This is a genomic window from Rheinheimera sediminis (assembly GCF_004005375.1).
Lineage (GTDB): Bacteria > Pseudomonadota > Gammaproteobacteria > Enterobacterales > Alteromonadaceae > Pararheinheimera.
Genome location: NZ_RZUF01000020.1, coordinates 80,071 through 102,965 on the forward strand (window position 1 = coordinate 80,071; position 22,895 = coordinate 102,965).

Here is a 22,895-nt window from a genome sequence, read left to right on the forward strand (position 1 = left end):
AAGGCGCTTTGTCGTATGCCATAGCTAGCTATGGTTAGACATAGCAACGCAGAGAGGCGTAAAAAGATGCTCGTTCAGTGGCGCGGCTTATCCCAAGTTCAGGTTATATAACCTGCCCTGTTGAAAAGGTGGGTTATTCTCTGTAGATTGGTGAGTGAATTGACGATTTTTTTTGGGGAGTCTTAGATGAAGAAGTTAGGTTACAGTCTGTTTGCCGCTTTATGTTTAAGTTCAGCAACGCTGTCTACTGCCGTGAAAGCTGAAACAGTGGACTACCAGTATCTGACCATTGCCGGTTATCTGAATTTTTATTTATTAAATATTAACGCTTGTCAGGATTATCATCCGGAAGTTCGTCAGCAGGCATATGATGCCGAAAAACAGTTGTATCCATGGTTGTCTAAGTTAGAACAAAAATTAAAAGGTGTTGACGCTGACAACAAGATTTTGTCTAACGTGGTGCAAAAACGTCGTGAAGCTTTAAATCAGCAAATTAGTGAAGGCGATTTTACGCTGGATCACTGCAAAGCTATTGTTAAATTATTAGCCGCCGACGGGTTAGATCAAGCTATGTTAAAAAGCCTGAACTAAAAGTTTAAAAATAGCTTTTCAGTTTGGGTTTTGTTAAGCCACTTGTCTCTGATTGAGCAAGTGGCTTTGTTTTTGGAAGACTTTGTTATGTCTGTTTTTACTTTATCTGCTTTGGATGTGCCAGGACTGATGTTGGTACAGCAAGATTGCTACAGCGAAGAGCTCGTTGAATCTGCGGCTGTAATGGCTGAGCGTATCCTTGCGTTTTCTCAAACTTGCTGGGGTTATTTTGTTGAGCAGCAAATGGCTGGTTATCTGCTGGCTTATCCTTCTGTACTTGGCAGCATTACACCTTTAGCAGCAGCCTTTCCTTTGTACCAAAACGCTAATTGTCTCTATCTGCATGATATGGCGATTTCTAGTGATTTTCGTGGCCAGTCGTTAGCGCCTAAGCTATTAAAACACGCGACTGCTGAAGCTGAAAAAATGGGGTTACAAGTGCTGGCTTTGGTGGCGGTGCAGGGCGCTGAAGATTACTGGGCTAAACAAGGTTTTGTCAAAGAGATGAATATCACCAAAGAACAACAGGCTATTCTCGAGACCTATTTACCGCAAATAGCCTGTTATATGACGAAAGTACTCAGGTCAGAGCCAAAGCTCTGACCTTTGCATCAGAACTTACCTTTAACACCAAAAGCTACAGTCATGCCGTATTCTTCATACTGGAAGTTGTAGTTTTTATTGCCCTGATAAAGTTCCAGTGGTTCATCCGTCAGATTCACCAACTCCGTCACCAGTTCAAGATTTTTGCTTAGTTTGTAAGACGCTGTGATATCGACCTGAGTATGCTCTGCGACATAAATATCGTACATAGCACTATCACCCACTTCACTTAAGAACTTATCACGGTAAGACAAGCTGGCTCTGGCGCTGAACACATCGTTTTCATAGCCCAGAAACAGGTTACCGGCCTTTTCTGCCGACTCAGGCAGGCTGAATGACTCACCAGCACGGTCTGGCACTGCCAGTTCTGTGTCTAATAAAGTCATGTTTGCGCCAATCAAAAAGCCTCGCAGCATTTCATTGCTGAAGCTATGCTGCACGTTAAACTCCAGACCTTTTACCGAAGCACTTAACGCATTGATTGGCATGGTGACGTCAAAACCAGCAAACTCAGGCACGTCGTTGCGGCTTTGCTCAACAATAAAATTGTCGATGTCTTTATAGAAGATACCAGCAGATAACAAGCTACCTTCGCCATAATACCAATCCAACATCAGGTCGTAGTTCATCGCTTCGTATGGATCCAGCTCTGGATTACCCAGACTTACTTCGTTTTCTTCCACATCAATAGAGGCGCGTGGAGAAATGTCGTTAAAGCTTGGTCTGGCTATGGTATTGGTCCAGGCAGTGCGTAACATCAGATCTTCTGCCAGCTCGTAATGGAAATGCAGGCCCGGCAACACATTGGTGTAATCTGAGGACGCACTGCGTGTAGAAACAGTCAGATCACCTTCTTCATCCAGTTCTAACTGGTTACCTGTGGCAGAGTAATCTGTGCGTTCAACCCTGGCTCCTGCAATCAAGCGCCAGTTGTCACCGTCGTAGGTGCCCATCATATAAGCAGCTTGTACATTTTCATCAGCCACAAAGTCTTCACCCAGCTCTGTCAGTTGATTGGCCACCTGATCCCGTGGGCGAGCTTTGAAGTCCGCTCTGTTTTGATTAAAAAACTGAATATAACGTGAAGAACTGACACCCTGGCCCAGATTACCTAAGCCATATTTCGGGCTAGGGCCGGTAAATTCAGACAGCAGTGCGTCAGGTACAGATCGGAGTTCTGTGATATCCGAATCTGTGTCTTTGTTTTTCCAGCGTAAATCCACACCAGTTTTTAAGGTGAAATTGCTGTTGCCGGCAAAATAAGGCATTTCCAGATTTGCACCCAGATTGTATTCGTTATCGTCTACCTTGATAGGTTCAATGACAGCTCGATCTAACACATAGTTGGCATTGTCCAGATGGGTGGTATCTGCCACACCATTACGTAAGATAGTAAAACGAGGTACACCACGGCCTATAGTGTAGGTGGCTTCCAGCTCATCCCCATCAAATTCAAAACGGCCTTCGTTTTCGTCTAATACACGTTCTTTAGTAATGGAAAGACCTGCGTAATAATCCAGGTTAAAGCTGTCCTGAATATGGTCGCCACCTAAGCTGACTGCAAGGGTGTCCTGCTCTTTGGTGCGGTAGCGAATACGTTTACGCACTGCATCAGGTGCCAGTTCAGACACTGTTGCCTGCTCGCCGTCAAAGTCCGTTAAAGTACCGTCTTCAAACACATAAATACTACGTTGACGGGTTTCGGCATCGCTGAAACGACTGAACACTGTATTAAGGAAATACTTGTTATTGTTATCTGGTCTGTATTCCAGATTCAGATTGCTACCGATACGTTCGCGGTTGACGAAATATTTACGTTGCTGCAGTTCCAGCAAAGCAAAAGCTTCATCGTCACCAAAATCAACCCTATCGTATTCTGCTTCCTGGTTGTCGGATTCCAGCTTGCGGTCTAAGTAGTTCAGACCAAAAGACACACCAAAGTCTTTTTTGTCACCGCTTAAGCTGAATATATCGCTGGCATTGATGCTGAATTTTGGACTGGTGTCACCACTGAGTTCATTGTAAGAACCTTCAGCTCTGTAACGCAGCTGGGCGCCATCCCGATCAAAGGCAGAGGCTGATTTCACATCTACAGCACCACCAATGGCATCACCAGCCATATCAGGGGTAGGAGCTTTGGTAACAGAAATACCTTCAATTGAACCTGTAGGAATAACGTCCAATGGCACGGCACGTGAACTGCCTTCAGGAGTACCAATACGCATACCGTTCACTGTCACGTTGCTTAAGCCTGCGGCAATACCACGGATACTGACAAAACGACCTTCGCCCTGATCGCGACTGATCGAAGTACCAGCCAAACGTTGCAAGGATTCAGCAACGTTCTGATCCACAAATTGGCCCATATCGTCTGACGCAATAAAATTAGTGATACTGTCAGAGGCACGATACAGGTTCAGTGCTTTATTTTGTGCCTGACGCTGACCCACAACAGTCAGTCGCTCCAAATCATCCAGTTGAATAGTCAGGTTTTGGTTGTTGCTCGTCTGCACTGTCTGAGTGACAAGGGGCAAGCCAATATAATTAATTTCCAGTGTCACCTGATCGGCAGTCAGGTTACGTAATACAAAGCGACCCGATGCATCGGTAAATACCTGCTGGCCTGTTTCTTTTACCTTTACTGCTGCACCTGCCAGTACTACACCAGAGCCAGCTTTTTGTACTACACCTTCCACTGTCTGAGCGGCCTGCACATAGGCGGCCAAAGGCAAACTCAGCCCGAACATCGCCATTTTTATCGAATTCTTTTTGAAACCTTTATTTAACATGCTGATTCCCTGAGTGTTTTAATTGTTGCGCAGACTATCAGCCCTGTATGAAGTTTTCGTGACATCAATTTTTTGTGACATCAACGTTTTCTGATGACAGAGACAGCTCTACTCTTGTAGTGTCTGCTTTTGACCAAGCAAACTGATGTTGTTGATTATTAAAAGGACAGGCTGTGTTACGTCACTGTGTAAAATTTATGCTGGTGCTGTGTTGTGCTTTTCAATTAAAGGCTGCACCCATTCAAGCCGGGGATGTGTTGGAAGTCAGCTTGGCTGATTTACGACCTACCCAGGCAGTAATTTCTCATGATCAGGTGAATTACAAATTAGCCAGCTACCGCACTAACAGCAAAAAGTTGCTGGAAGATTTCTGTGAAATGAGTGGTTGGGGTAAAAAAGTAGAATTCAGTACAGAGTCTTCTTTGCTACGGCCTGATTCTTATCAATGCCTTGGTAAAGAAAAAGGCAAAAAACAGAAAAAATCAGAGATGAATACTGTCGTGCTGGGGCCAGATAATCAGCTGTATCTGACTGATGGTCATCATGGGTTTTCGGCTCTTTACGATTATGTTGGCAAAGAGCTGAAAGTTTCGGTGCTGGTGACTGAAGTATTTAATCAACCGCAGCATCAGACGTCAGGTAATAGGCACGACTTCTTCGCTGTGTTAGTGGCACAAGGTTTATCCTGGCCCAAAGATGCCAATGGCGAAGCACTGTCGGCAGAACAATGGCCACAGCAGCTGGGCAGAGCGGCATTACACAACGATCCTTATCGTGGTGCTGCTTATTTTCTGCAAGGGGGCGTCTGGAAAAAGCCAAAACCTGCTTTGCCTTTTGTCGAGTTTTACTGGGCCGACTATTTACGTCAACAACCAGAACTGGCTTTTACCGGCTATAAGTCTGCGGCAGCATTGCTGCAATGGCTGGAACGTATTCATGCCCATCTGCTTAGTCTAAAGGCTACAACCAGCATCAGTCATGGCTTTACCGCAGCAGAGCTGGGCTGGACAGGCAAAGCGGATTATCAGCGGCTGGATCAGCTATTATGTGCAGCTGATAAGCCAGGTCGTCTTGGCTTATCACTGCAAATGAGAGGGATGGCCTTGTCTTGTGGCTGAGGTTTAGTAGCTTAACGCCCCTGTACCTTTGATGAGTTTGTTTGCTGAAATTAAGCTAATCTAGTCAGGCGTTCAACAGATAAGCCAGCCGAATATTGCTCTGGCGCCATCACCATGCCTTGCAAGGCGGGAGTCCTGTTGCTTATCAAATAACAAGCGGCTTAACTCAGCAGTTCTACTTTATAGCGAGCATTGCGTAAATCGTCAGCCAGCTCTTTTGAACGTTCCAGCACTGTTGCCCAATAATCCAGCCGCTGTGCATCTGTTAACTTATCAAAATCTTTGCGATCCGGAATTTTGCCGTAAGGCAGAGATTTTACCCAGGACTCTGATGGACAGAGCAGGATCATCTTATCCATCTGCGTCGCTTTAGCCCGGCGCCACGGCAAGGATTTATCAAACCAGCCGGGGATCAGGTACGGATAAAAGTGTGGATATAAAATTAATCCATCCTGTTGATAAGGCAGGGAAAGGTGGTAATCCAGCAAGCCTCCGTCCATATACAAACCTGCAGGTAAACCAGCTGGATCTTTCACCGGGTGCATCACCATAGGAATAGAACCTGAAGCCAATAAACTGGCTTTAAAATTATCAGGCGTCAGCGGATAAGCTTCGTGAGGCACTTGTTGCAGCAAGCTGGGATCAGAGTGGTTTTGCATCACCACTCTTTGATAGAAGCGTTGCAATAATGTGGGTTTAAGCAAATTCGCTCCGGCGGCTAACAATAAACGCCGAAGTTGTGCCGCTTTGCGTTCAGACGTCCTCACTTTCACTTCACGGGCTGCTATAAAATTCAGTTGCAGCACAGGGTTGTTCAGCACTTGCAGAATGCAGTCATCGGTAGGAAATACTTGGTCCAACACAGCTGCTGACGTCGAGGTAATTTGGTCAATACTGGCTTTAGGCGGAAAACACAAACTGCTGTACGCTTTGGCAAAACGTTCAGAGGCCGCTGCAGGGTTTTGCTGCGTGACACAAGCAAAACGCCAGGCACCAGCTGAGCTGCCTACCAAAGATAAAGGCGTGTTTCTGTCCTTAAAAAACTCACCAAACAGATATTGATCCAAACCAAATAAACAAAACCATTTGGGGCCACCGCTGGCTCCAAGTACCAAATTTATATCCTGCTGGCGCAGACCATATTGTTGCAAATGCGCGAAGGCCGAGGCTCCCGCCAGAACTCTTAATGTCGACACTGTCCCTCACATATCCCCTTGGTACTTGAAGCCGCATCTTTGTTGACTGCGAGCTCAAGCCCCAGCCACATAGGTTAACTATGCTCCTGGGGTCTAACGCTCTTGTCGCCTCCCTGCAACTCCAATTACTTTGGGTATAGAACTATATAAAATAAAACTTACAAATATGCAGTAAATAATTGCTGGTGCATACGCAGTGCATATTCATCTGTCATGCCTGAGACATAATCGCAAATGACCCGCATTTTGCTCTGTTCGCTATCCGCCATAAGCCAGCGGTTTTTTGTATTAGCCGGTAATAAACGTTCTGCTTCTGAACTGAAAGCTTCAAACAACGAACGCACAATTTGCTGACCTTTGTATTCACCTCGTTGCACATCGGGCGACAAAATCACGGCTTCATAGACAAAACTTTTTAACAGTTGCAGCAATTGCTGTTGTGGCTCCGGCAGCCTGGCATTGTAGCGGATTAATGGGTCTTGACTGTCTGGTAGCGGCTGATACAACTCAATGCTGGTGATCAATAAATTCACTAGCGCACCAATGGCATCTTTACGAATATGATGTTCGGGTATAAATAATTTTTGGCTGATATGCTTTAAAGCGCTGGCTATCTCTGTGGGCAACTTCGCCATTTCTGGTTCAGCTAAACCACGCCAGTGTTCAATGGTGACAGTTCCTGTGACTATTGCATCTTCCAGGTCGTGTACACCGTAGGCGATATCGTCAGCCAGCTCCATAATGGAAGCGTCCAGCGATTTATACACAGACTTTAAAAAAGGCGCTTTAGTCAGAGTTTCAGTAGCTTGAAAAGCGCTGCGATCTGCTGCTGATAAAGGGTTTAAGATCCAGTCGAGTAAATCACTGTCGGCGGCATAAATAGCTTTGCAGGGTTTGACGGTGAGCCCCTGTTCAAATTGACCGAGCGCAGGCTGTACTATTGGATACTTTAATAAACCCAATAAAGTACGGCGGCTTAAATTCATGCCACCACTGGCAGTGTAGGGTTCCAGTTTTCCGACAATTCGCAAGGTCTGACCGTTGCCTTCAAAACCGCCAAAGTGCTGCATACAGGCATTGAGAGCTTTTTCTCCACCATGACCAAAAGGCGGATGGCCTAAATCGTGCGCCAGACACAAGGCTTCCATCAAGCTGTCTTGTGCTAACAAAGCTTGTAGTGCCGGGTCGTCCTGTTGATAACTGAGTTGGGCTACTAAGGCCGTGCCTATTTGTGCAGCTTCTAAAGAGTGGGTCAGGCGGGTTCGGTAGAAGTCATTCTGGCCTATGCCCATAATCTGCGTTTTGGCCTGCAGACGGCGAAAAGCGGCCGAGTGCAGAATTCTGGCCCTGTCTCTTTGCCATGGCGTTCGGTGATCGTTTGGTCTTTGACTCTGTTCGGCAAGACGGCGTTCAGCCCACAGATGCTGCATACAAAATCCTTCTGACACTAGCCTGAAATTCTTAACCTGATGCGAGGTTAAATCATCACTTTATGCTACGGCAAAAGTAGAAAAGAGGCGATGCGTATTTTTCGCAAAAACCACTGGACAAATAAACAGTTGTTGCTGTATAAATATTCAGTATCAAAAGCAGGAGGATGTATGGCCGTTATTATTAAATATATTGTCGAGCGCGCTGGAGTAGAAAAAATGACCTTTAGTTCAAAGCCTGAAGCAGACGCCTATGACCGGATGCTGGATATTGCTGACGAACTGTTTTTAATGTTGGGTCAAAGTGAATTGATCCCTGATGAGCAACAACGCGAAGATCTGGCGCTGTATTTAGCTCAGCAAAAAGAGCTGGTGATCCAAACCTTAAATCAGAAAACCAAACACAATAAAGCTCAGGTGACTGACAAAGAGCAAGTAAAAGACAAGACAAAAGAGCAAGGTGCTGCACAAAACAGCGAAGCCGCCGTTGTGCTTGAAGAGGTGACGGAAGTTGCAGCTGATATGGCTGCTTAATTTATCAGCAGATCTTTGACGTCTTTACTCAGCTGTACCTTTATTTTTTATTAGATCAGCTAATTTGTAAAGCAGTTTGAAAAGGGCATAACTATAAACTGGTTATGCCTTTTTTATTGGGGTTAAATCAAGCGTTGTGCATAATTAGTCGGTTTTTCGCCATTTTTAACGAGTTTGATTTGTTGCCATGAATAGTAACTATGAAAGCTAGCTGAATAAAGGTAACGAAATTAAACTAATTAGCATTAAAAAATCTAATGTAAAAACCTAATTTATCTCGCTCGTTATTTGATTGAATTTGCAGCATAATGACCCTGTTTTCAGAAAAACACTTTCTCAAACTTAACGAGGTTGGCTATGAACAGTATCAATACCACAGTAGAAAAATCGAACGTTAGCACGACAGAGCGCAGCGTATCCTCTCTGCTGCTGGTGCGTCGCATCAATCAGTTTTTAACTCAGATTGGCCGCGCTTTAAGTTTGAGTGGTGCTGTATACACCAAATAATGGTGCTGAAGACTTGCCACAGGTTTTGCTGAGCTTGTGGTTGTAAAAAACGTAACCCCTTTAACGCGCTTAGATTGCTGCTAAGCGCGTTTTTTTTATTCGCTGCCATCCATGGCGCTCACCCTAAAGGGCCGGCAAACAACGCCGTTCAAAAATATTGCCGATATTTTTGTATTCGCTGCCATCCATGGCGCTCACCCTGCGGGCCGGCAAACAACGCCGTTCAAAAATATTGCCGATATTTTTGTATTCGCAGCCATCCATGGCGCTCACCCTACGGGCCGGCAAACAACGCCGTTCAAAAATATTGCCGATATTTTTGTATTCGCTGCCATCCATGGCGCTCACCCTGCGGGCCGGCAAACAACGCCGTTCAAAAATATTGCCGATATTTTTGTATTCGCAGCCATCCATGGCGCTCACCCTACGGGCCGGCAAACAACGCCGTTCAAAAATATTCCCGATATTTTTGTATTCGCTGCCATCCATGGCGCTCGCGGTCCATCGTCGCTCCAATGTTAACAAAACGGCAGGATAGCCGTTTTGCNACGCCGTTCCAAAAATATTGCCGATATTTTTGTATTCGCAGCCATCCATGGCGCTCACCCTACGGGCCGGCAAACAGCGCCGTTCAAAAATATTCCCGATATTTTTGTATTCGCTGCCATCCATGGCGCTCGCGGTCCATCGTCGCTCCAATGTTAACAAAACGGCAGGATAGCCGTTTTGCACAGCTTTAGCTGCCGAAGGCGAACATCATGGACGATGTGAGTGAAAAACATTCCTGATGTTTTTTTGCCTGCACAAAAACATGCTACTGGCTTGTTTTATGAACGATCTGCCTGCCATTTCCGCTTTCATTTAGTTGTCATCTGTAACTCTTAGGCTATTTTTATCAGGTCTCTGTTTTGTGCCCATAAATTGTCACATCTAAAAATGTGATTGAAGACATTGAATTTTTTCATTATGCCTCAGGTCTGGGACAGGTAAACTGATGTCAGGCATAAAGCTTAAGAGTGGCTGAGTTCAACTGATGTCACTCATTTTCAGTACTAGTCTGGTCCGGTGTTTTGGATCAAAACAATCTGGTCGTTATCGATAACCCGCGTGGATGTGCAGGTTCCAGTTGCAGAGTTATCGCCTTTTGATGGATTTATTCCATTTATAACAGCAACAAGTGGAGAAAAAGATGGGAAACAACGAAAACAGCGCAGGTAAATGTCCTGTGATGCACGGTGCTTTAACCAAGTCAGCAACTGGCGGTACTTCTAACCGCGACTGGTGGCCGAACCAACTGAATTTAAGTATTTTACATCAACATTCTTCCTTATCTGACCCAATGGATCAGCCGTTTAATTACGCACAAGCCTTTAAAAAGCTCGATCTGGCCGCTGTGAAGCAAGATTTATATGCGCTGATGACCGACTCACAAGACTGGTGGCCTGCCGACTATGGTCATTATGGTCCGTTGTTTATTCGTATGGCCTGGCACAGCGCCGGTACTTACCGCACATCAGATGGCCGGGGCGGCGCATCTTCTGGTTCACAACGTTTTGCACCTTTAAACAGCTGGCCGGATAACGGTAACCTGGATAAAGCCCGCCGCTTGTTATGGCCAATCAAACAAAAGTACGGTAATCAGTTGTCATGGGCCGATTTAATGATTTTGGCTGGTAACTGTGCACTGGAATCTATGGGCTTTAAAACCTTTGGTTTTGCCGGTGGCCGTGAAGATATCTGGGCTCCGGAAGAAGATATTTACTGGGGTGTGGAAACCGAATGGCTGGGCGACAAACGTTATCAGGGTGATCGTGAATTGGAAAACCCTTTAGCCGCGGTGCAAATGGGGCTTATTTATGTCAATCCTGAAGGCCCGAATGGCAACCCGGATCCAGTGGCTTCAGGCCGTGATATTCGTGAAACTTTTGCCCGTATGGCGATGAATGATGAAGAAACAGTAGCTTTAGTGGCTGGTGGTCATACTTTTGGTAAATGCCATGGCGCTGGTGATGCCTCTTTAGTGGGAGCCGAACCGGAAGCAGCACCATTAGAAGAAATGGGTCTGGGCTGGAAAAACGCTTTTGGTACTGGTAAAGGTGTGCACACCATTACCAGCGGTATCGAAGGTGCATGGACTCCAACACCAACCCAGTGGGATAACAGCTACTTTGATACCTTATTTGGTTATGACTGGAAACTGGTGAAAAGTCCGGCTGGTGCTCATCAATGGATCCCAACAGATGAGTCTGCCGCAACAGCTGTGCCTGATGCTCATGATCCAGCCATACGTCATGCTCCTATGATGACGACTGCTGATCTCGCGCTGAAAATGGACCCGGCATACGAAGCGATTTCACGTCGTTTTCATCAGAATCCGCAAGAATTTGCTGATGCGTTCGCCCGTGCATGGTTTAAGTTAACTCACCGCGATATGGGGCCTTTGGCACGTTATTTAGGTCCTGAAGTACCGTCTGAAGAATTAATTTGGCAAGATCCTGTGCCTGCAGTGACCCACGAGTTGGTGAACTCAGCAGATATAGCAGCTCTGAAAAGCAAAATTCTCTCTTCAGGTTTGTCTATTTCAGAACTGGTGTCAGTGGCTTGGGCTAGCGCCTCAACCTTCCGTGGTTCAGATAAACGGGGTGGCGCAAATGGTGGCCGTATTCGTTTAGCCCCACAAAAGGACTGGGCGGTAAATCAACCTGCGCAATTAAGCAAAGTGTTGGCTGTGCTTGAGCAAGTTCAGACTTCTTTTAATAACCAGTCAGAAAGCCGTAAGGTGTCACTGGCAGATTTGATTGTACTTGCAGGTGCAGCAGCTATAGAACAAGCCGCTAAAAATGCCGGTGTAGCTATAGAGGTACCTTTTGCTCCGGGCCGCACTGATGCGACACAAGAGCAAACAGATACTGAGTCTTTTGCTGTGATGGAGCCTGCAGCTGATGGTTTCCGTAACTATCAAAAAAACAGATTCTCTGTAAAAGCCGAAGAGTTATTGCTGGATAAAGCTCAGCTGTTAACCTTAACTGCGCCGCAAATGACAGCTCTGATCGGTGGCCTTCGAGTGTTAAATACCAATGCGGATAACACTCAACACGGTGTATTTACTAAACAAGCAGATACCTTAAGCACCGACTTTTTTGTTAATCTGCTGGATATGAATACAGTCTGGACTCCGCTGTCGCCGGAAGCTGAGTTGTTTGAAGGCAAAGATCGCAAAACTGGCGCTGCAAAATGGACTGCAACCCGGGTTGATCTGGTGTTTGGTTCTAACTCTCAGTTGCGTGCTTTGGCTGAAGTCTATGCTCAGCATGATAACAAGCAGAAGTTTGTCCGTGACTTTGTTGCCGCCTGGAACAAAGTAATGAACGCTGACCGCTTTGATTTAACCTAAAAGTCCGCATTTTCAGTCGGATCTGAAACAAAGGCAGCTGTTTTTTAACCGCTGCCTTTTTACTTTTTTGAACAGCGGCTTTTAGAAAAAGGGGTTGAACTGGAATGCTTTTCCACTTAGTTTGGAGTGAATACAACAATGGATTAACACAGGATAAGAGATGGACTTTTTAGTGATTGACGCTGTAGCCGTTCAACCAGAGTACTTTCGTATGTATGAAGAATTAATTGATATTGGACTGTCACAAACCGTATCGGACCGTGTTTTTGTGACAAAACCACACACCTTAAGTTATGCCTTTGAACAAGACGGCATATCGCTTGGCTACTATAAAATTTTGTCCACAAAAGCTGCAGCAACTCAGGGTATTACGATTTTTACTTTGCATAAGCAATAGTTTAGGGAAGCGGAATTAGTTGAGGCATTAGAAGCGCATAGCCATAGTGGCAAACAGAACTTATTACAATGGAGAATCAAATGCAGATTAATTTGAAAAAATGGATATCAGTGGTTTTGCTTGGCTTTTCAGTCAGTTCTCAGGCTGGAGTTTATTCCGACGACTTATCTCGTTGTTTGGTGGAGTCCTCAACAGAAAATGATAAAACGTTGCTGGTGAGATGGATGTTTACTTCGATGGCGTTGCACCCCGATGTAGCGTCCATGTCGAATGTCACTGAAGCGCAGCGTGACACTGTGAATAAAGCCGCAGCTGAAATGTTTGTCCGTCTGATGACAGAAACCTGCGTGACACCAGCAAAAAAAGCCATTCAGTACGAAGGTGCAGCGGCGGTAGAGCAGGGCTTTAATGCATTTGGCCAGGTTGCAGGTAAAGAGTTATTTGCTGATCCCAATGTTGCCCAGGCTCTTGCGGGTTTGCATAAACATATTGATACGAAAAAACTAGAAACTGTACTGGGTTTGTAAAATGACAACAGAGTCAGATGATTCGGATGATTTTTATCACTCTGAGTTAATCCAGCTGCTAAAAACACGCTTTGAAAAACACATGAACCGTCATGCCGGGCTTGATTGGGCCAAGGTTCAGGCGAGGCTTGAGGCTAATCCGGATAAAGTCAAATCCCTTGCCCAAATGGAAGCGACAGGCGGCGAACCTGATGTAGTAGGGCTTGATGCACAAAGCGGCGACTTTATCTTTTTTGATTGCGCTGCCGAAAGCCCGAAAGGGCGCAGAAGCTTATGTTACGACCGCGAAGCTTTAGATTCCAGAAAAGAACATAAACCAGCCAATAGCGTGCTGGATATGGCTGCTGCTATGGGCGTTCAGCTACTGACCGAAGAAGAATACCGCTATTTACAACAGTTTGGCCCCTTCGACAGCAAAACCTCCAGTTGGTTAGCAACACCAACTGAAATTCGTGCTTTGGATGGCGCTATTTTTGGTGACTACCGATATGGCCGCGTATTTATCTACCACAACGGCGCTCAGTCCTATTATGGCGTTAGAGGTTTTCGTGGCTCGTTACGTGTTTAACTTTGTGTTCAATGCTGAAGTGCTTGAGGAATTACAGTGTCTGTTCTGAAAATTATTTCTACTCTTGTTTTAATGGCGTGCGCCCAACTTTGCAATGCAGCAGAGTCAGCAAAAACTGCTGACTGGCAAGCGACCTTCACCAAATTCAATGCCAAAGGTACCTTGGTGATTTCGGATGAGCGGGCAAAACCTGCCAAACTGCTGGTATTTAATCCAGAGCGCGCCAAACAGCGCATGTCTCCGGCTTCTACGTTTAAAATTCCTCATAGCTTAATGGCGCTGGATGCCGGCGCTTTAAAAGATGAATTTCAGCTATTTCGTTGGGACGGAGTGGAACGTAGTTTTGCTGGCCATAATCAGGATCAGAACTTACGCTCAGCGATGCGAACTTCAGCGCTTTGGGTCTATGAGATATTCGCCAAACAAATTGGGGAAAAGCGCGCAGGTGAGTATCTGCAAAAAATAGCTTATGGCAATGCCGACCCTTCAACAGACAAAGGCTCCTACTGGGTAGATGGCAAGCTGGCTATTTCTGCAGAAGAACAAATAGCGTTTTTACAAAAACTTTATCTGAATCAATTGCCTTTTGCTAAAGAACATCAGTTGTTAGTGAAAGATATGCTGGTGAACGAAGCAGGTAAAGACTGGATCTTAAGGGCAAAAACCGGCTGGGAAGGACGTTTTGGCTGGTGGGTGGGCTATGTTGAATGGCCAACAGGGCCGGTGTTTTTTGCGCTGAATATAGACACGCCGGATCGAATGGCTGATCTTTATAAAAGAGAAGCCATAGTGCGGGACGTACTGCAGTCTATCGGTGCTTTGCCAGCTCCAATGAAAGTGAATTAGCGCAGATCTTATGCTCAGTGGAATTACAAGAACCTGATCCGCCCTATAGGCCAGTTAGAACGGCTAAAACTGTAGGGGCGGGTCTTGTATCCGCCCGTCTAATATCGCATTTCGATACCGTTGCGGGCGACCATAAAGGTCGCCCCTACGATAATTACGGAACAATCTGGTTTTTTAAGCCTGAATTGGATAAGCGTATTCAGTTAAACCTAAATCCGCCAATACCTTTTCTAAGTGCTCGTATGCTTCTTTTGTTGGTCCAGGATAATCGCCGCCTATAGGCACATTGCCGACATAGCCTATATCTTTTGTCCCCTCAGGTGTGCAGAAAAACGCTGCCAGAACTAGAGAGCGAAAGCGGCTGAAGGCTGTGGCTATGCGCTTAAACTGGGCCGGAGTTTCGGCTCTGTCATAAGCAATATCGTCCATAATGGCTTTTTTCTGGGTTTTATCCAGAGCAACAAAGGTTTTGTCAAAACGCATCTGAGCTTCATCGTCTATCCAGGCCAGAGCCGACAAAATAGTCACTCTATCTTGTTGCTGACGCTCGTAAGGGGCGCTGACCCATTCATCCACCACAGCTGGCACATGCACTTCAGAAGCGCTGGGCACACTGCCTTCCCGCGGTACCAGAATATCCGACAGTACAGCCACTAAGCTCAGTTGCGCCTGAGTTAAAGTTAAAGGCCAGGGCGATTCAGGCGGCAGAATTAAGTTTGGATCTTTGCCATAGCCTGTTGCAGTGATTGGAGATAATTTCAGATCAGGCCAATGTTCTGTGCTGGCTTTTGCTACGCCTGCTCCCACATCCGTTTTACTGACTGGCGCACTGTCGCAGCCTGTTAAAGCTGCAGGTAACAAAGCGCTGGCTGCTAAGGCCATCATCAGTTTTAACGAATCGCGTCTTGTTATGCCGGATTTGTACTGCATCTGGTGCTGATCCACTGTGTTGTTTTGCTCCTTGGCCATCAGATCGCTCCTTGTTTTAACTGAGCTGAAAGCCAGGATGAGTTACGCATGGCCAGCGTCATAATGGTCAGAGTACAGTTTTTATGAGGGTTAGATGCAAAGACGCCGCCATCCATCACAAAGAGGTTAGGGCAGTCCCAACTTTGACCCCATTGGTTAGTGACTGAGTCTTTTGGCGATGCGCCCATACGGGTGGTGCCCACTTCATGAATAATTTCGCCACCTTTTAAAATAGCTTGCTCTGGAGTTGGCAATTCACTCAAGGTAACCCCCATCTCGGCAAAAATAGCCTGAGCGGTTTTCAGGCCATGTTCTACTTGTTTCAGTTCATGTTCTGACCATTTCCAGTGAAAACGTGCAACAGGAATGCCCCATTTGTCTTTCACTTCCGGGTCTATGTCCATATAACAATGCTCGTTAGGTACCATTTCACCCCGCAACGCAAAACCTACATAAGCCCCGTAGTTGTGTTTCACCTGACGTTTTAACTCGAGGCCATAACCTTGAACGTTACCAGCCAAACCGGCGCCTGGCTCGTTAAAGCGAGCGCCAATTTCAAAGTGATAACCGCGCGGGAAATCCAGCTCTTTGCGTTCCTGCGCTTTATGGCCCCACCATGGAATAAATAAATGATTGGCGGTATGACCATCTTCGTTATAAATCGGCCGACCTTGCAGGGCCGGCACCATAGCGCCGATATTAGCACCAGTGGAATCCATCAGGTTTTTGCCGACCTGACCTGAGGAATTGGCCAGACCATTTGGAAAACGTGTTGATTTGGAATTTAACAACAAACGGGCGGATTCGCAGGCGCTCGCCGCCAATATCACCACTTTGGCTTTGAGTTGGTACACAGTAGCAGTTTTTTTATCGACATAACTGACACCTGTCACTTTGCCATTTTCGTCAGTATCGACAGATTTCACCATCGCATCTGTGATCACCTGCAAATTGCCTGTAGCTTTGGCCATAGGAATAAGCGAAGTGGTGGTTTGAAAGGCGGCACCAATAGAGCAGCCATGACCACAAGGAGTGGCATAAAAACAAGCGGCTCTGTTATCCAAAGGCCGGGTTAATACGGCGCGATGCATAGGAGCTAGTGGAATACCGAGTTTGTTGGCCGCTGCTGCTATTAAAAGCTCAGTAATACGTGGCTTAGGCGGCGGTTGTAATATGCCATCGGATGAAGGCGGCATATCGTCAAGGCCTGTATTGGTACCACAAACGCCGACTAAAGCTTCGGTTTTATCGTACCAGGGTGCGATATCTTCATAGTCAAAAGGCCAGTCTGCCCCTAAACCATCACGGCTTTTGCCTTTAAAATCATGTTCACTAAAGCGCAACGAATAGCGACCCCAGTGATTGGTGCGGCCACCTAACATACGGGCACGCCACCATAAAAACTCAGAGTTTTCTGCTGCTGTATAAGGCTCGTCTGGCACTTGCCAGCCACCGTCTACTGTGGCGTCGTAAAAACCGAAGTCTTTATCTTTGTTGCCCGCGCCCATCAAGGGCGCTTCACCGTTACGTTTAAACATAGGGGTTTCAGTTTTTGGGTCGTAATCCCGCCCAGCTTCGAGCATTAGCACTTTATGTCCTGCTTTTGTCAGCTCATAAGCCGCCATGGAACCACCAGCGCCGGACCCAACCACCAGCACTTCAAAGTCAAAATTGTTCATCAGTTCAGCTCTTTAATTTTAATATTTTTGAACCAGACCTTATCGCCATGATCCTGCAAACCTATATGGCCTGCTTTGGCTTTGGCAAAACCAGGCCAGCTGGCAAACTTGCTGTTCGCAACCAGGCTGTTCCATTCATCGCTGCCTATGGTCACTTTTGCTGTTTGTACGTCGTTTTGCCAGACAGTTAAGGCCGAGTGTTCCAGACGAATTTTAGTAGTGTTCCACTCACCGGCTTTTTTATGCGAAGCCACAGGGGAGGCAATCATGTCGTACAAGGAGCCGGAGAGATGAGTGTCGAGTTTATTATCCGGGTGGCGCTCGTTATCCAGAATTTGAATTTCCGGCGCGTGTGAGTAGATGTATTTACCTTTTTCGTCAGCCAGAATAAGAATACCGCTGTTACCCACTTCTGCAATTTTCCAGTCGAGTGCCAGCTCAAAGTTTTTGTAACTTTTTTTACTGATCAAGTCACCCCCACCGCCAGCTGTCAGCGTGATAGAAGCATCTTCAATTTTCCACTTCTCGTTTACTGTGGGCTGTTTAAAACTGCGCCATTGCGACATATCAGTACCATCAAATAACAACTGCCAGCCTTCTGTTTTTTCCTGGGCTGTCAGTTGATTGTCGGCGGCGAATAAGGGTAGGCTAAGAGCCGAAATAGCAATAAATGCTGCTAAGGCTTTATTTTTTATAGATAAAGTCAAGTTGTCACTCCTGTCGTCTGTTCAATGCTCTGCTGGCATTATTTTTTGATTCAGTTTGCTGTAATCGGTTTCATTGTTGCTCTATAAAAGCAAGTATCGGCCACAGAAAGCAAGCTCTGTTTTTATTTTTGAGTTACAACCGCTTTTGCCAGCGCTGAAATAAGTACAGAAACGAACCTGAAATGGCGGGACGCAGGTAAAAGAGCGGCCGCAGTGCGTTACTGCAGCCCACGAGTTAGGCACGATATTTTTTGCTGCGGTATTTATTGAAATACTGTATTTAAAAACTTAATCATGTCATCCAGAGTGGGTGTGGCTAAGTCTTTAAAGCAGCCCTTGGTGTAGTCGTTACAACCGCTATCAAGAAAGCCGTGGCCTTTGCCTTGATAAATTTTGAGCTCCACCTGCTGTCCTGCCGTTTTGAGTAAGTTGACATAACCAGTTGCGACTTCAGGTGTGGTCAGGCCATCTTCACTGCCGACCAGTACCAACTGAGGCGGCAGTTTGTAACCCGCTTCTGGCAACAGATACAGAGGTGACACAGCTTTGTAATACTCTGCATGGCTCTCGTAGCTGATGCCTGCGCCAAACAAGCCACGTGGGCTGGCGTTACCCCATTTCCAGAACGGATTTTGCGCGGTTTCAAAGCCGCCTTTTGCGCTTTCGAGTAAATCAAAGGCGGTGTAACTTAAAATCACAGCCTGCACTTTAGCACCATCAGCTGCTGCGACTTGCTCGGCCGTTTTAGCTTTTGGCAGATAACTTGGAGTGAACTTCTGGCTTTGTGGTGTAAAACCTGTTGCATCCAAAGAGCGGCCTGCCAACATCACCATGGACGCCAAATGACCGCCAGCACTGTCACCAGTCACCGCAATTTTAGCCGGGTCGCCGCCGTAGTTTTGAATATGATCTTTCACCCAAAGCACCGCACCCAACGCATCTTCCACTATCTCGTTGATGGTGGTGCTGTTGTTATTATCGCCAAGCAGCCTGTAGTTCATATTCACCACTACAAGATCAGCGTGGCTTGCCATATACAAGGCCATATCGTTCATGATGCTTTTGTTATTCACCAGCCAACCGCCACCATGAAAAATCACCAGTACAGGCAAAGGCGTAGCCGCTTTTTGCGGGCTGTAGATATCAGTTGTCAGCGAAAAACCCTTCACCTTAGCCCACTCAATATCTTTATGTAATTTCACCTCATTGAGCGCCAACACCTGCTGGCTAAAAAGTGAAGCGATAAAAAAGACGAGATAAAAAACAGCAACTTGCCCCTTGCGCATAAAAACTCCTGATTATGTTGCCGGCGATTTGCATCGCCAAGCTTTGGTCTGTTAGCCGATGCTTTTATAGAAACATGAATTTGTAGCTGATACCAAGGCAATTCGGCACAACAGGCTTTGGTGCGAAAAAACGTTAAGCGGATAAATAAATTGTGAAAGGGCTTCGCCTGATGGGGCTGGGGGCCTGACCTATGAAATATTGAAGGTCGCCAATGACGCTAACTGAAATAAAGAAATACTGTAGGGGTCGGGCTTGCCCGACCCGCATCTCTATCTTAGAAAACGTGAATCTTAATGTTGGTGGCGTGCCAATGGCCGATTTTCGCTGCACATATAGACGAATACAGAGTGTTATTTTCTTTAACCATAAAACAGGGACGCTTTGACCAATGAAACAGGCACATTTATTTGTTGCTGAAGAAAGAAAAACACACTAATTTAGTAACTTAAAGTGGTCCAGTTTAAAAATAACAGCCAAGGAAAAAGTAATACTGTGCCAACACGCTTTTGAAAGGATTGCGCGGTAGTTGTTTGGAGTTTATGCGTTTTATCAATAGTTTAAAGCTGGTCGGTTATCTGGTAGAACCAGGCAAAGCTTGCTGGCACGATATACAAATGTTAGGGCATTATGGAGATATCAGCGATTCAACTGACTAATAACAAAATCGGAGAGCTCCTGGAGAGTGCTCGGATAATGCTACATCAAGGTGAGTTTGAAGAGTTTGCTGACAGATTTGGTTACGCAGTGGCTTTGGGGCGCAACCTTGTTGTCGCCATAAGCGCAGATTTCAACGCTGCTTTAGAAACTGTCGAGGCCAGCAGACTAAATCCAAGGAATATAGGCAATTTTAAGATTCGTTTGATGGATCCTACGAATATCGGGATAAATGGCATAGTTGAGCATATCGTCAAAGCTGATAATGGGCGTGAATTGCTAATTGAGTATGTACTCAGTGATTCCGATGGAATAAACCATATTACTTGCGAGCAGATCGGTGTGTTGTCCTAACAAAGTGCGTCATTCGCGGCCTGCGGCCCCTGCGACGCTCACAAGTTCGCGCGCATGCGCACGGCGTTATGAGTACTAAAAATGTCTGAGCAAAATTCAATATACAATCTAAAGGGCGAATTGGTAGGAAGATTCAGGCATGGTGTGGCATGGTCCTCTCCGGTACAGGAAAGGCTCGGAGAGTATGACGAAGAGTTTGTGCATGATAATGAAGGCTTAATGATCGTAAAAGTAAATGATGGTTATGTTTTAAATATCATTGGAGAAGAGTTAGGTAATATTTCAGGTAATAAAATATTCGTCTCTGGTTGTAATGTTGGTAGTTATATTGGCTCTCCCGCTGCTGGTGCGGCGTCTATAGCCTTTATATTCAACAGTAGTGGTACGCGTGGCTCATAACAAATAAGGATAGGCCGCGCGCAGCCGCGACCTTATCCCAAGTGTTGAACAAGCCCGGTGCCTGACTGTGCCACATTATTATGTAAATAGCGGATGGAAAATTTGAGGTCGCTGCGTTCAAAAAAACGAGCCGACTTTTTAGCAGATGTAGTGATCCCTTAGCTTCAACGCTACTAAATTTATTCTATGTATTTCAGTTCGTTACCATCTCGTTTTAGGTTGATGTATCCAGGCTCACAACATAGCGCCTGCTCTGTTTAGCACACTGTGGTGCTGAACCATGGTCGTTCGGTGAGGGGTGCTTATTCCCATAAAACGCATCGGCTGCTGACAGCAGGGGCAATAACGCATGGCTGAAGTGCGCTTTAGTTCACAGAGCGGCGGGAACACGGCTCCTGCCACAGCAAGCATCAGTTGAATGCGCCTGAGCAGAGGACGGCAATGGCCGCGCAGTACTCCGTAATCTCTGACCCGCCTAAACCCTTTGGGCAATACATGCTGCAACACCAGCCACAGAAATTCGAGAGCAGGCAAGGTGCGGATGTGTTTGGTATGCGTCTGACTGTCCTGATACTCAAAGCTGACCTGCCCGTCGACATGACGAATGATACTGCTGTCCGGCAATACACCACGATACAGGTACCGGGACAAGTACTGCAGCGCTGGCGCACCTTTACCGACATGCTGGCAATCGACCACCCATTTCTGCGGCAACTGCTTGGGTAGTGTCAGTCCGGGTGTAGCGTTTAGCGACTCCAGTAATCGTGCCCGCCATACCTTCGCCAGATGAAAGGCATTAAACAGGTAATGGCTTTTGCATGTACGCCATTGGTGTTTACCGGTGTGGTAGCTGCCGGCTGGAATAATAAAATGAAGATGGGGATGATAATCCCGCCGTCGGCTGTGGGTGTGCAGCACACCGGTAAAACCGATGTCACCACTGAGTTTCGGTGAACGGGTGGCAAAGTCTTTAAGTACAGAAGCGGCTACGTCAAACATGGCCTGATACACCGGCTCAGGGTGAGCCTGGGCCATCGTCCTTAATTCAAATGGCAAGGTAAAGGTCACCATAAAATAATGAACGGGTAGCAACTTAGCTTGCTGGCGGATGAGCCAATCGCTGGTGGTGCTGTGCTGGCATTGCGGACAACTGCGGTGGCCACAGGAGAGCGGGAATTCAGCAGAATGAGTGCAGTTCTGGCATCCCCAGCGACTGACACGTGCAGTCTCAGTTCGACAACTGAGCATGGCCTGTATCGCCTGGTGGATATCAGGCGTGATGCGCGAAGCGTAGTGGTGCACAAAGGCATCCTTGTACTGACGCAGAATATCAATAAAGAAACTCATACCCCACACTCCCAGTGCAGCGCCAGGCCATTGGTCAGTTGATTGATGGCCTCAGCCGTGTTTTTACGGGTGATAGCGGTGAGCCGGGTGTAGCGTGCGGTGGTGTTGAGACTGTGATGACCAAGCAGAGTCTGGACTGAGCGTAAATCAAGACCTTGCTCCAGCAAGTGGGTGGCATAGCTGTGTCGCAGGCTGTGTGGGCTGATGGTTTTATGAATGTTGCACTGGGCAAGCACCAGCTTCATGGTTTTTTGTACACCGCCTCTGTCCATACATGCATCGGGCTGGTTCTCTTTACCGGGAAACAGCAACTGCGGATGACGGTGGGTTCGCCAGTAATACCGCAGTGCCAGCAGAGTACGCTCAGGCAGTGGCACCAACCGGTCTTTCCCCCCTTTAGCATCGCGGATATGCACCTGCATTAATGCGGCATCAACATCTCCGGCCTGCAGCGAAAGCGCTTCTCCCAGACGCAATCCCATACTGTACAAGGTGAGAAAGCACACCTGATACCGCAGTTGTTGGGTCTGACTGATGAGTCTGGCGACTTCGTCGGGGGTGAGAATATCAGGCAGCCGGTTGACTTGCGGTGGTTTGACAATACTGAGCCACTCCCAGGATTTATTGAGCACATGGGTATAGAAAAACTGCAAGCCGTTGCGGTCGAGCTTGACCGTGCTCCAGGAGTGGGAGGCAATCAAATCGGCAAAGTAGCGCTTTAAATCAGCGGTAGAAAGCGTATCAGGGCAGCGGTCAAAATAGGCCGTGATACGTCGTATAGCGCGGCTATAGCCATCAATAGTGGCGGGCCGCTTGCCTTGCAAGGTTAAGTTGGTAAGATGTTGTTGATACAGGTAATCGAAGCGTTGTTGTTCGTGCAGGTTCATGATCATACTCCGGTGTAAGCAACCCCCAATCAGGTTGCATCCGGTAAGTATTTAGGCTGGGAGATAATGTGGTGTGCTCTTATTTCTGCCGCAAAGCGGCTTCGTTCAACAA

21 protein-coding genes are annotated in these 22,895 nt (G+C 46.6%); 12 read left to right on the plus strand and 9 right to left on the minus strand.

The features are described from left to right. Positions 1–186: 186 nt before the first annotated feature. Positions 187–591: a hypothetical protein gene (locus EMM73_RS14580; RefSeq protein ID WP_127687512.1), complete on the plus strand. Its 405-nt coding sequence runs from the start codon at positions 187–189 to the stop codon at positions 589–591. A gap of 87 nt (positions 592–678) precedes the next feature. Continuing rightward, a complete protein-coding gene (locus EMM73_RS14585; RefSeq protein ID WP_127687514.1) occupies positions 679–1,194 on the plus strand; it encodes a GNAT family N-acetyltransferase in 516 nt (171 codons plus the stop codon). Between the two features lie 8 nt (positions 1,195–1,202). Here EMM73_RS14585 and EMM73_RS14590 read toward each other — a convergent pair whose 3' ends face one another. Next, positions 1,203–3,983, minus strand: a complete 2,781-nt coding sequence (locus EMM73_RS14590; protein WP_127687516.1) for a TonB-dependent receptor — start codon at positions 3,981–3,983, stop codon at positions 1,203–1,205. A 173-nt stretch (positions 3,984–4,156) separates the two neighbouring features. On the opposite strand from EMM73_RS14590, the gene EMM73_RS14595 reads away from it, so the two are divergent. Continuing rightward, on the plus strand, positions 4,157–5,101 hold the full coding sequence (locus EMM73_RS14595; RefSeq protein WP_127687518.1) for a ParB/Srx family N-terminal domain-containing protein: 945 nt from the start codon (positions 4,157–4,159) through the stop codon (positions 5,099–5,101). A gap of 161 nt (positions 5,102–5,262) precedes the next feature. Here EMM73_RS14595 and EMM73_RS14600 read toward each other — a convergent pair whose 3' ends face one another. Together EMM73_RS14600 and EMM73_RS14605 are read right to left on the minus strand one after the other, a co-directional pair. Continuing rightward, the gene (locus tag EMM73_RS14600) at positions 5,263–6,297 is read right to left on the minus strand and encodes a patatin-like phospholipase family protein (RefSeq protein WP_127687520.1); all 1,035 of its coding nucleotides are present in this window, start codon (positions 6,295–6,297) and stop codon (positions 5,263–5,265) included. Between the two features lie 158 nt (positions 6,298–6,455). Further along, complete coding sequence (locus EMM73_RS14605; protein ID WP_127687522.1) at positions 6,456–7,727, minus strand: anti-phage deoxyguanosine triphosphatase; 1,272 nt, start codon at positions 7,725–7,727, stop codon at positions 6,456–6,458. 171 nt (positions 7,728–7,898) lie between these two features. On the opposite strand from EMM73_RS14605, the gene EMM73_RS20475 reads away from it, so the two are divergent. The 7 genes from EMM73_RS20475 to blaOXA all read left to right on the plus strand — a co-directional run bounded on the left by EMM73_RS20475 (position 7,899) and on the right by blaOXA (position 14,500). Beyond that, positions 7,899–8,261 (plus strand): YebG family protein, encoded by a 363-nt coding sequence (locus EMM73_RS20475; protein ID WP_127687524.1) that lies wholly within the window; start codon positions 7,899–7,901, stop codon positions 8,259–8,261. 357 nt (positions 8,262–8,618) lie between these two features. Further along, on the plus strand, positions 8,619–8,768 hold the full coding sequence (locus tag EMM73_RS20085) for a hypothetical protein (RefSeq protein WP_186435240.1): 150 nt from the start codon (positions 8,619–8,621) through the stop codon (positions 8,766–8,768). Positions 8,769–9,957: 1,189 nt separating this feature from the next. Beyond that, a complete protein-coding gene (gene katG / locus EMM73_RS14620) occupies positions 9,958–12,162 on the plus strand; it encodes a catalase/peroxidase HPI (RefSeq protein WP_127687528.1) in 2,205 nt (734 codons plus the stop codon). A 160-nt stretch (positions 12,163–12,322) separates the two neighbouring features. Further along, positions 12,323–12,559, plus strand: a complete 237-nt coding sequence (locus EMM73_RS14625; protein WP_127687531.1) for a hypothetical protein — start codon at positions 12,323–12,325, stop codon at positions 12,557–12,559. 80 nt (positions 12,560–12,639) lie between these two features. Continuing rightward, positions 12,640–13,086, plus strand: coding sequence for a hypothetical protein (locus tag EMM73_RS14630; RefSeq protein ID WP_127687533.1), 447 nt, complete (start codon positions 12,640–12,642; stop codon positions 13,084–13,086). Between the two features lies 1 nt (position 13,087). After that, positions 13,088–13,654 carry a DUF4256 domain-containing protein gene (locus EMM73_RS14635; RefSeq protein WP_127687535.1) on the plus strand — a complete coding sequence of 189 codons (567 nt, stop codon included), beginning with the start codon at positions 13,088–13,090 and terminating at the stop codon, positions 13,652–13,654. Between the two features lie 72 nt (positions 13,655–13,726). Beyond that, entirely contained in the window at positions 13,727–14,500 is a 774-nt protein-coding gene (gene blaOXA, locus EMM73_RS14640) for a class D beta-lactamase (RefSeq protein WP_127687555.1), read from the plus strand. Between the two features lie 174 nt (positions 14,501–14,674). Here the strand turns inward: blaOXA and EMM73_RS14645 are convergent, their stop codons facing one another. The 4 genes from EMM73_RS14645 to EMM73_RS14660 form a co-directional block, all read right to left on the minus strand. Continuing rightward, positions 14,675–15,469, minus strand: a complete 795-nt coding sequence (locus EMM73_RS14645; RefSeq protein WP_222422673.1) for a gluconate 2-dehydrogenase subunit 3 family protein — start codon at positions 15,467–15,469, stop codon at positions 14,675–14,677. Then, on the minus strand, positions 15,469–17,148 hold the full coding sequence (locus EMM73_RS14650) for a GMC family oxidoreductase (RefSeq protein WP_127687537.1): 1,680 nt from the start codon (positions 17,146–17,148) through the stop codon (positions 15,469–15,471). The genes EMM73_RS14645 and EMM73_RS14650 overlap by 1 nt, the downstream gene beginning before the upstream one ends. Continuing rightward, entirely contained in the window at positions 17,148–17,855 is a 708-nt protein-coding gene (locus EMM73_RS14655; RefSeq protein WP_127687539.1) for a 3-keto-disaccharide hydrolase, read from the minus strand. The genes EMM73_RS14650 and EMM73_RS14655 overlap by 1 nt, the downstream gene beginning before the upstream one ends. A gap of 263 nt (positions 17,856–18,118) precedes the next feature. After that, positions 18,119–19,141, minus strand: a complete 1,023-nt coding sequence (locus tag EMM73_RS14660; RefSeq protein ID WP_127687541.1) for an alpha/beta hydrolase — start codon at positions 19,139–19,141, stop codon at positions 18,119–18,121. Between the two features lie 694 nt (positions 19,142–19,835). Between EMM73_RS14660 and EMM73_RS14665 the strand changes: the two genes are divergently transcribed. Together EMM73_RS14665 and EMM73_RS14670 are read left to right on the plus strand one after the other, a co-directional pair. Then, positions 19,836–20,150, plus strand: coding sequence for a hypothetical protein (locus tag EMM73_RS14665; RefSeq protein WP_127687543.1), 315 nt, complete (start codon positions 19,836–19,838; stop codon positions 20,148–20,150). 81 nt (positions 20,151–20,231) lie between these two features. Beyond that, on the plus strand, positions 20,232–20,549 hold the full coding sequence (locus EMM73_RS14670; protein ID WP_127687545.1) for a hypothetical protein: 318 nt from the start codon (positions 20,232–20,234) through the stop codon (positions 20,547–20,549). Between the two features lie 234 nt (positions 20,550–20,783). Here the strand turns inward: EMM73_RS14670 and EMM73_RS14675 are convergent, their stop codons facing one another. Together EMM73_RS14675 and EMM73_RS14680 are read right to left on the minus strand one after the other, a co-directional pair. Continuing rightward, on the minus strand, positions 20,784–21,896 hold the full coding sequence (locus EMM73_RS14675; RefSeq protein ID WP_127687547.1) for an IS91 family transposase: 1,113 nt from the start codon (positions 21,894–21,896) through the stop codon (positions 20,784–20,786). Then, positions 21,893–22,783, minus strand: coding sequence for a tyrosine-type recombinase/integrase (locus tag EMM73_RS14680; RefSeq protein WP_127687549.1), 891 nt, complete (start codon positions 22,781–22,783; stop codon positions 21,893–21,895). The genes EMM73_RS14675 and EMM73_RS14680 overlap by 4 nt, the downstream gene beginning before the upstream one ends. Between the last annotated feature and the right edge of the window lie 112 nt (positions 22,784–22,895).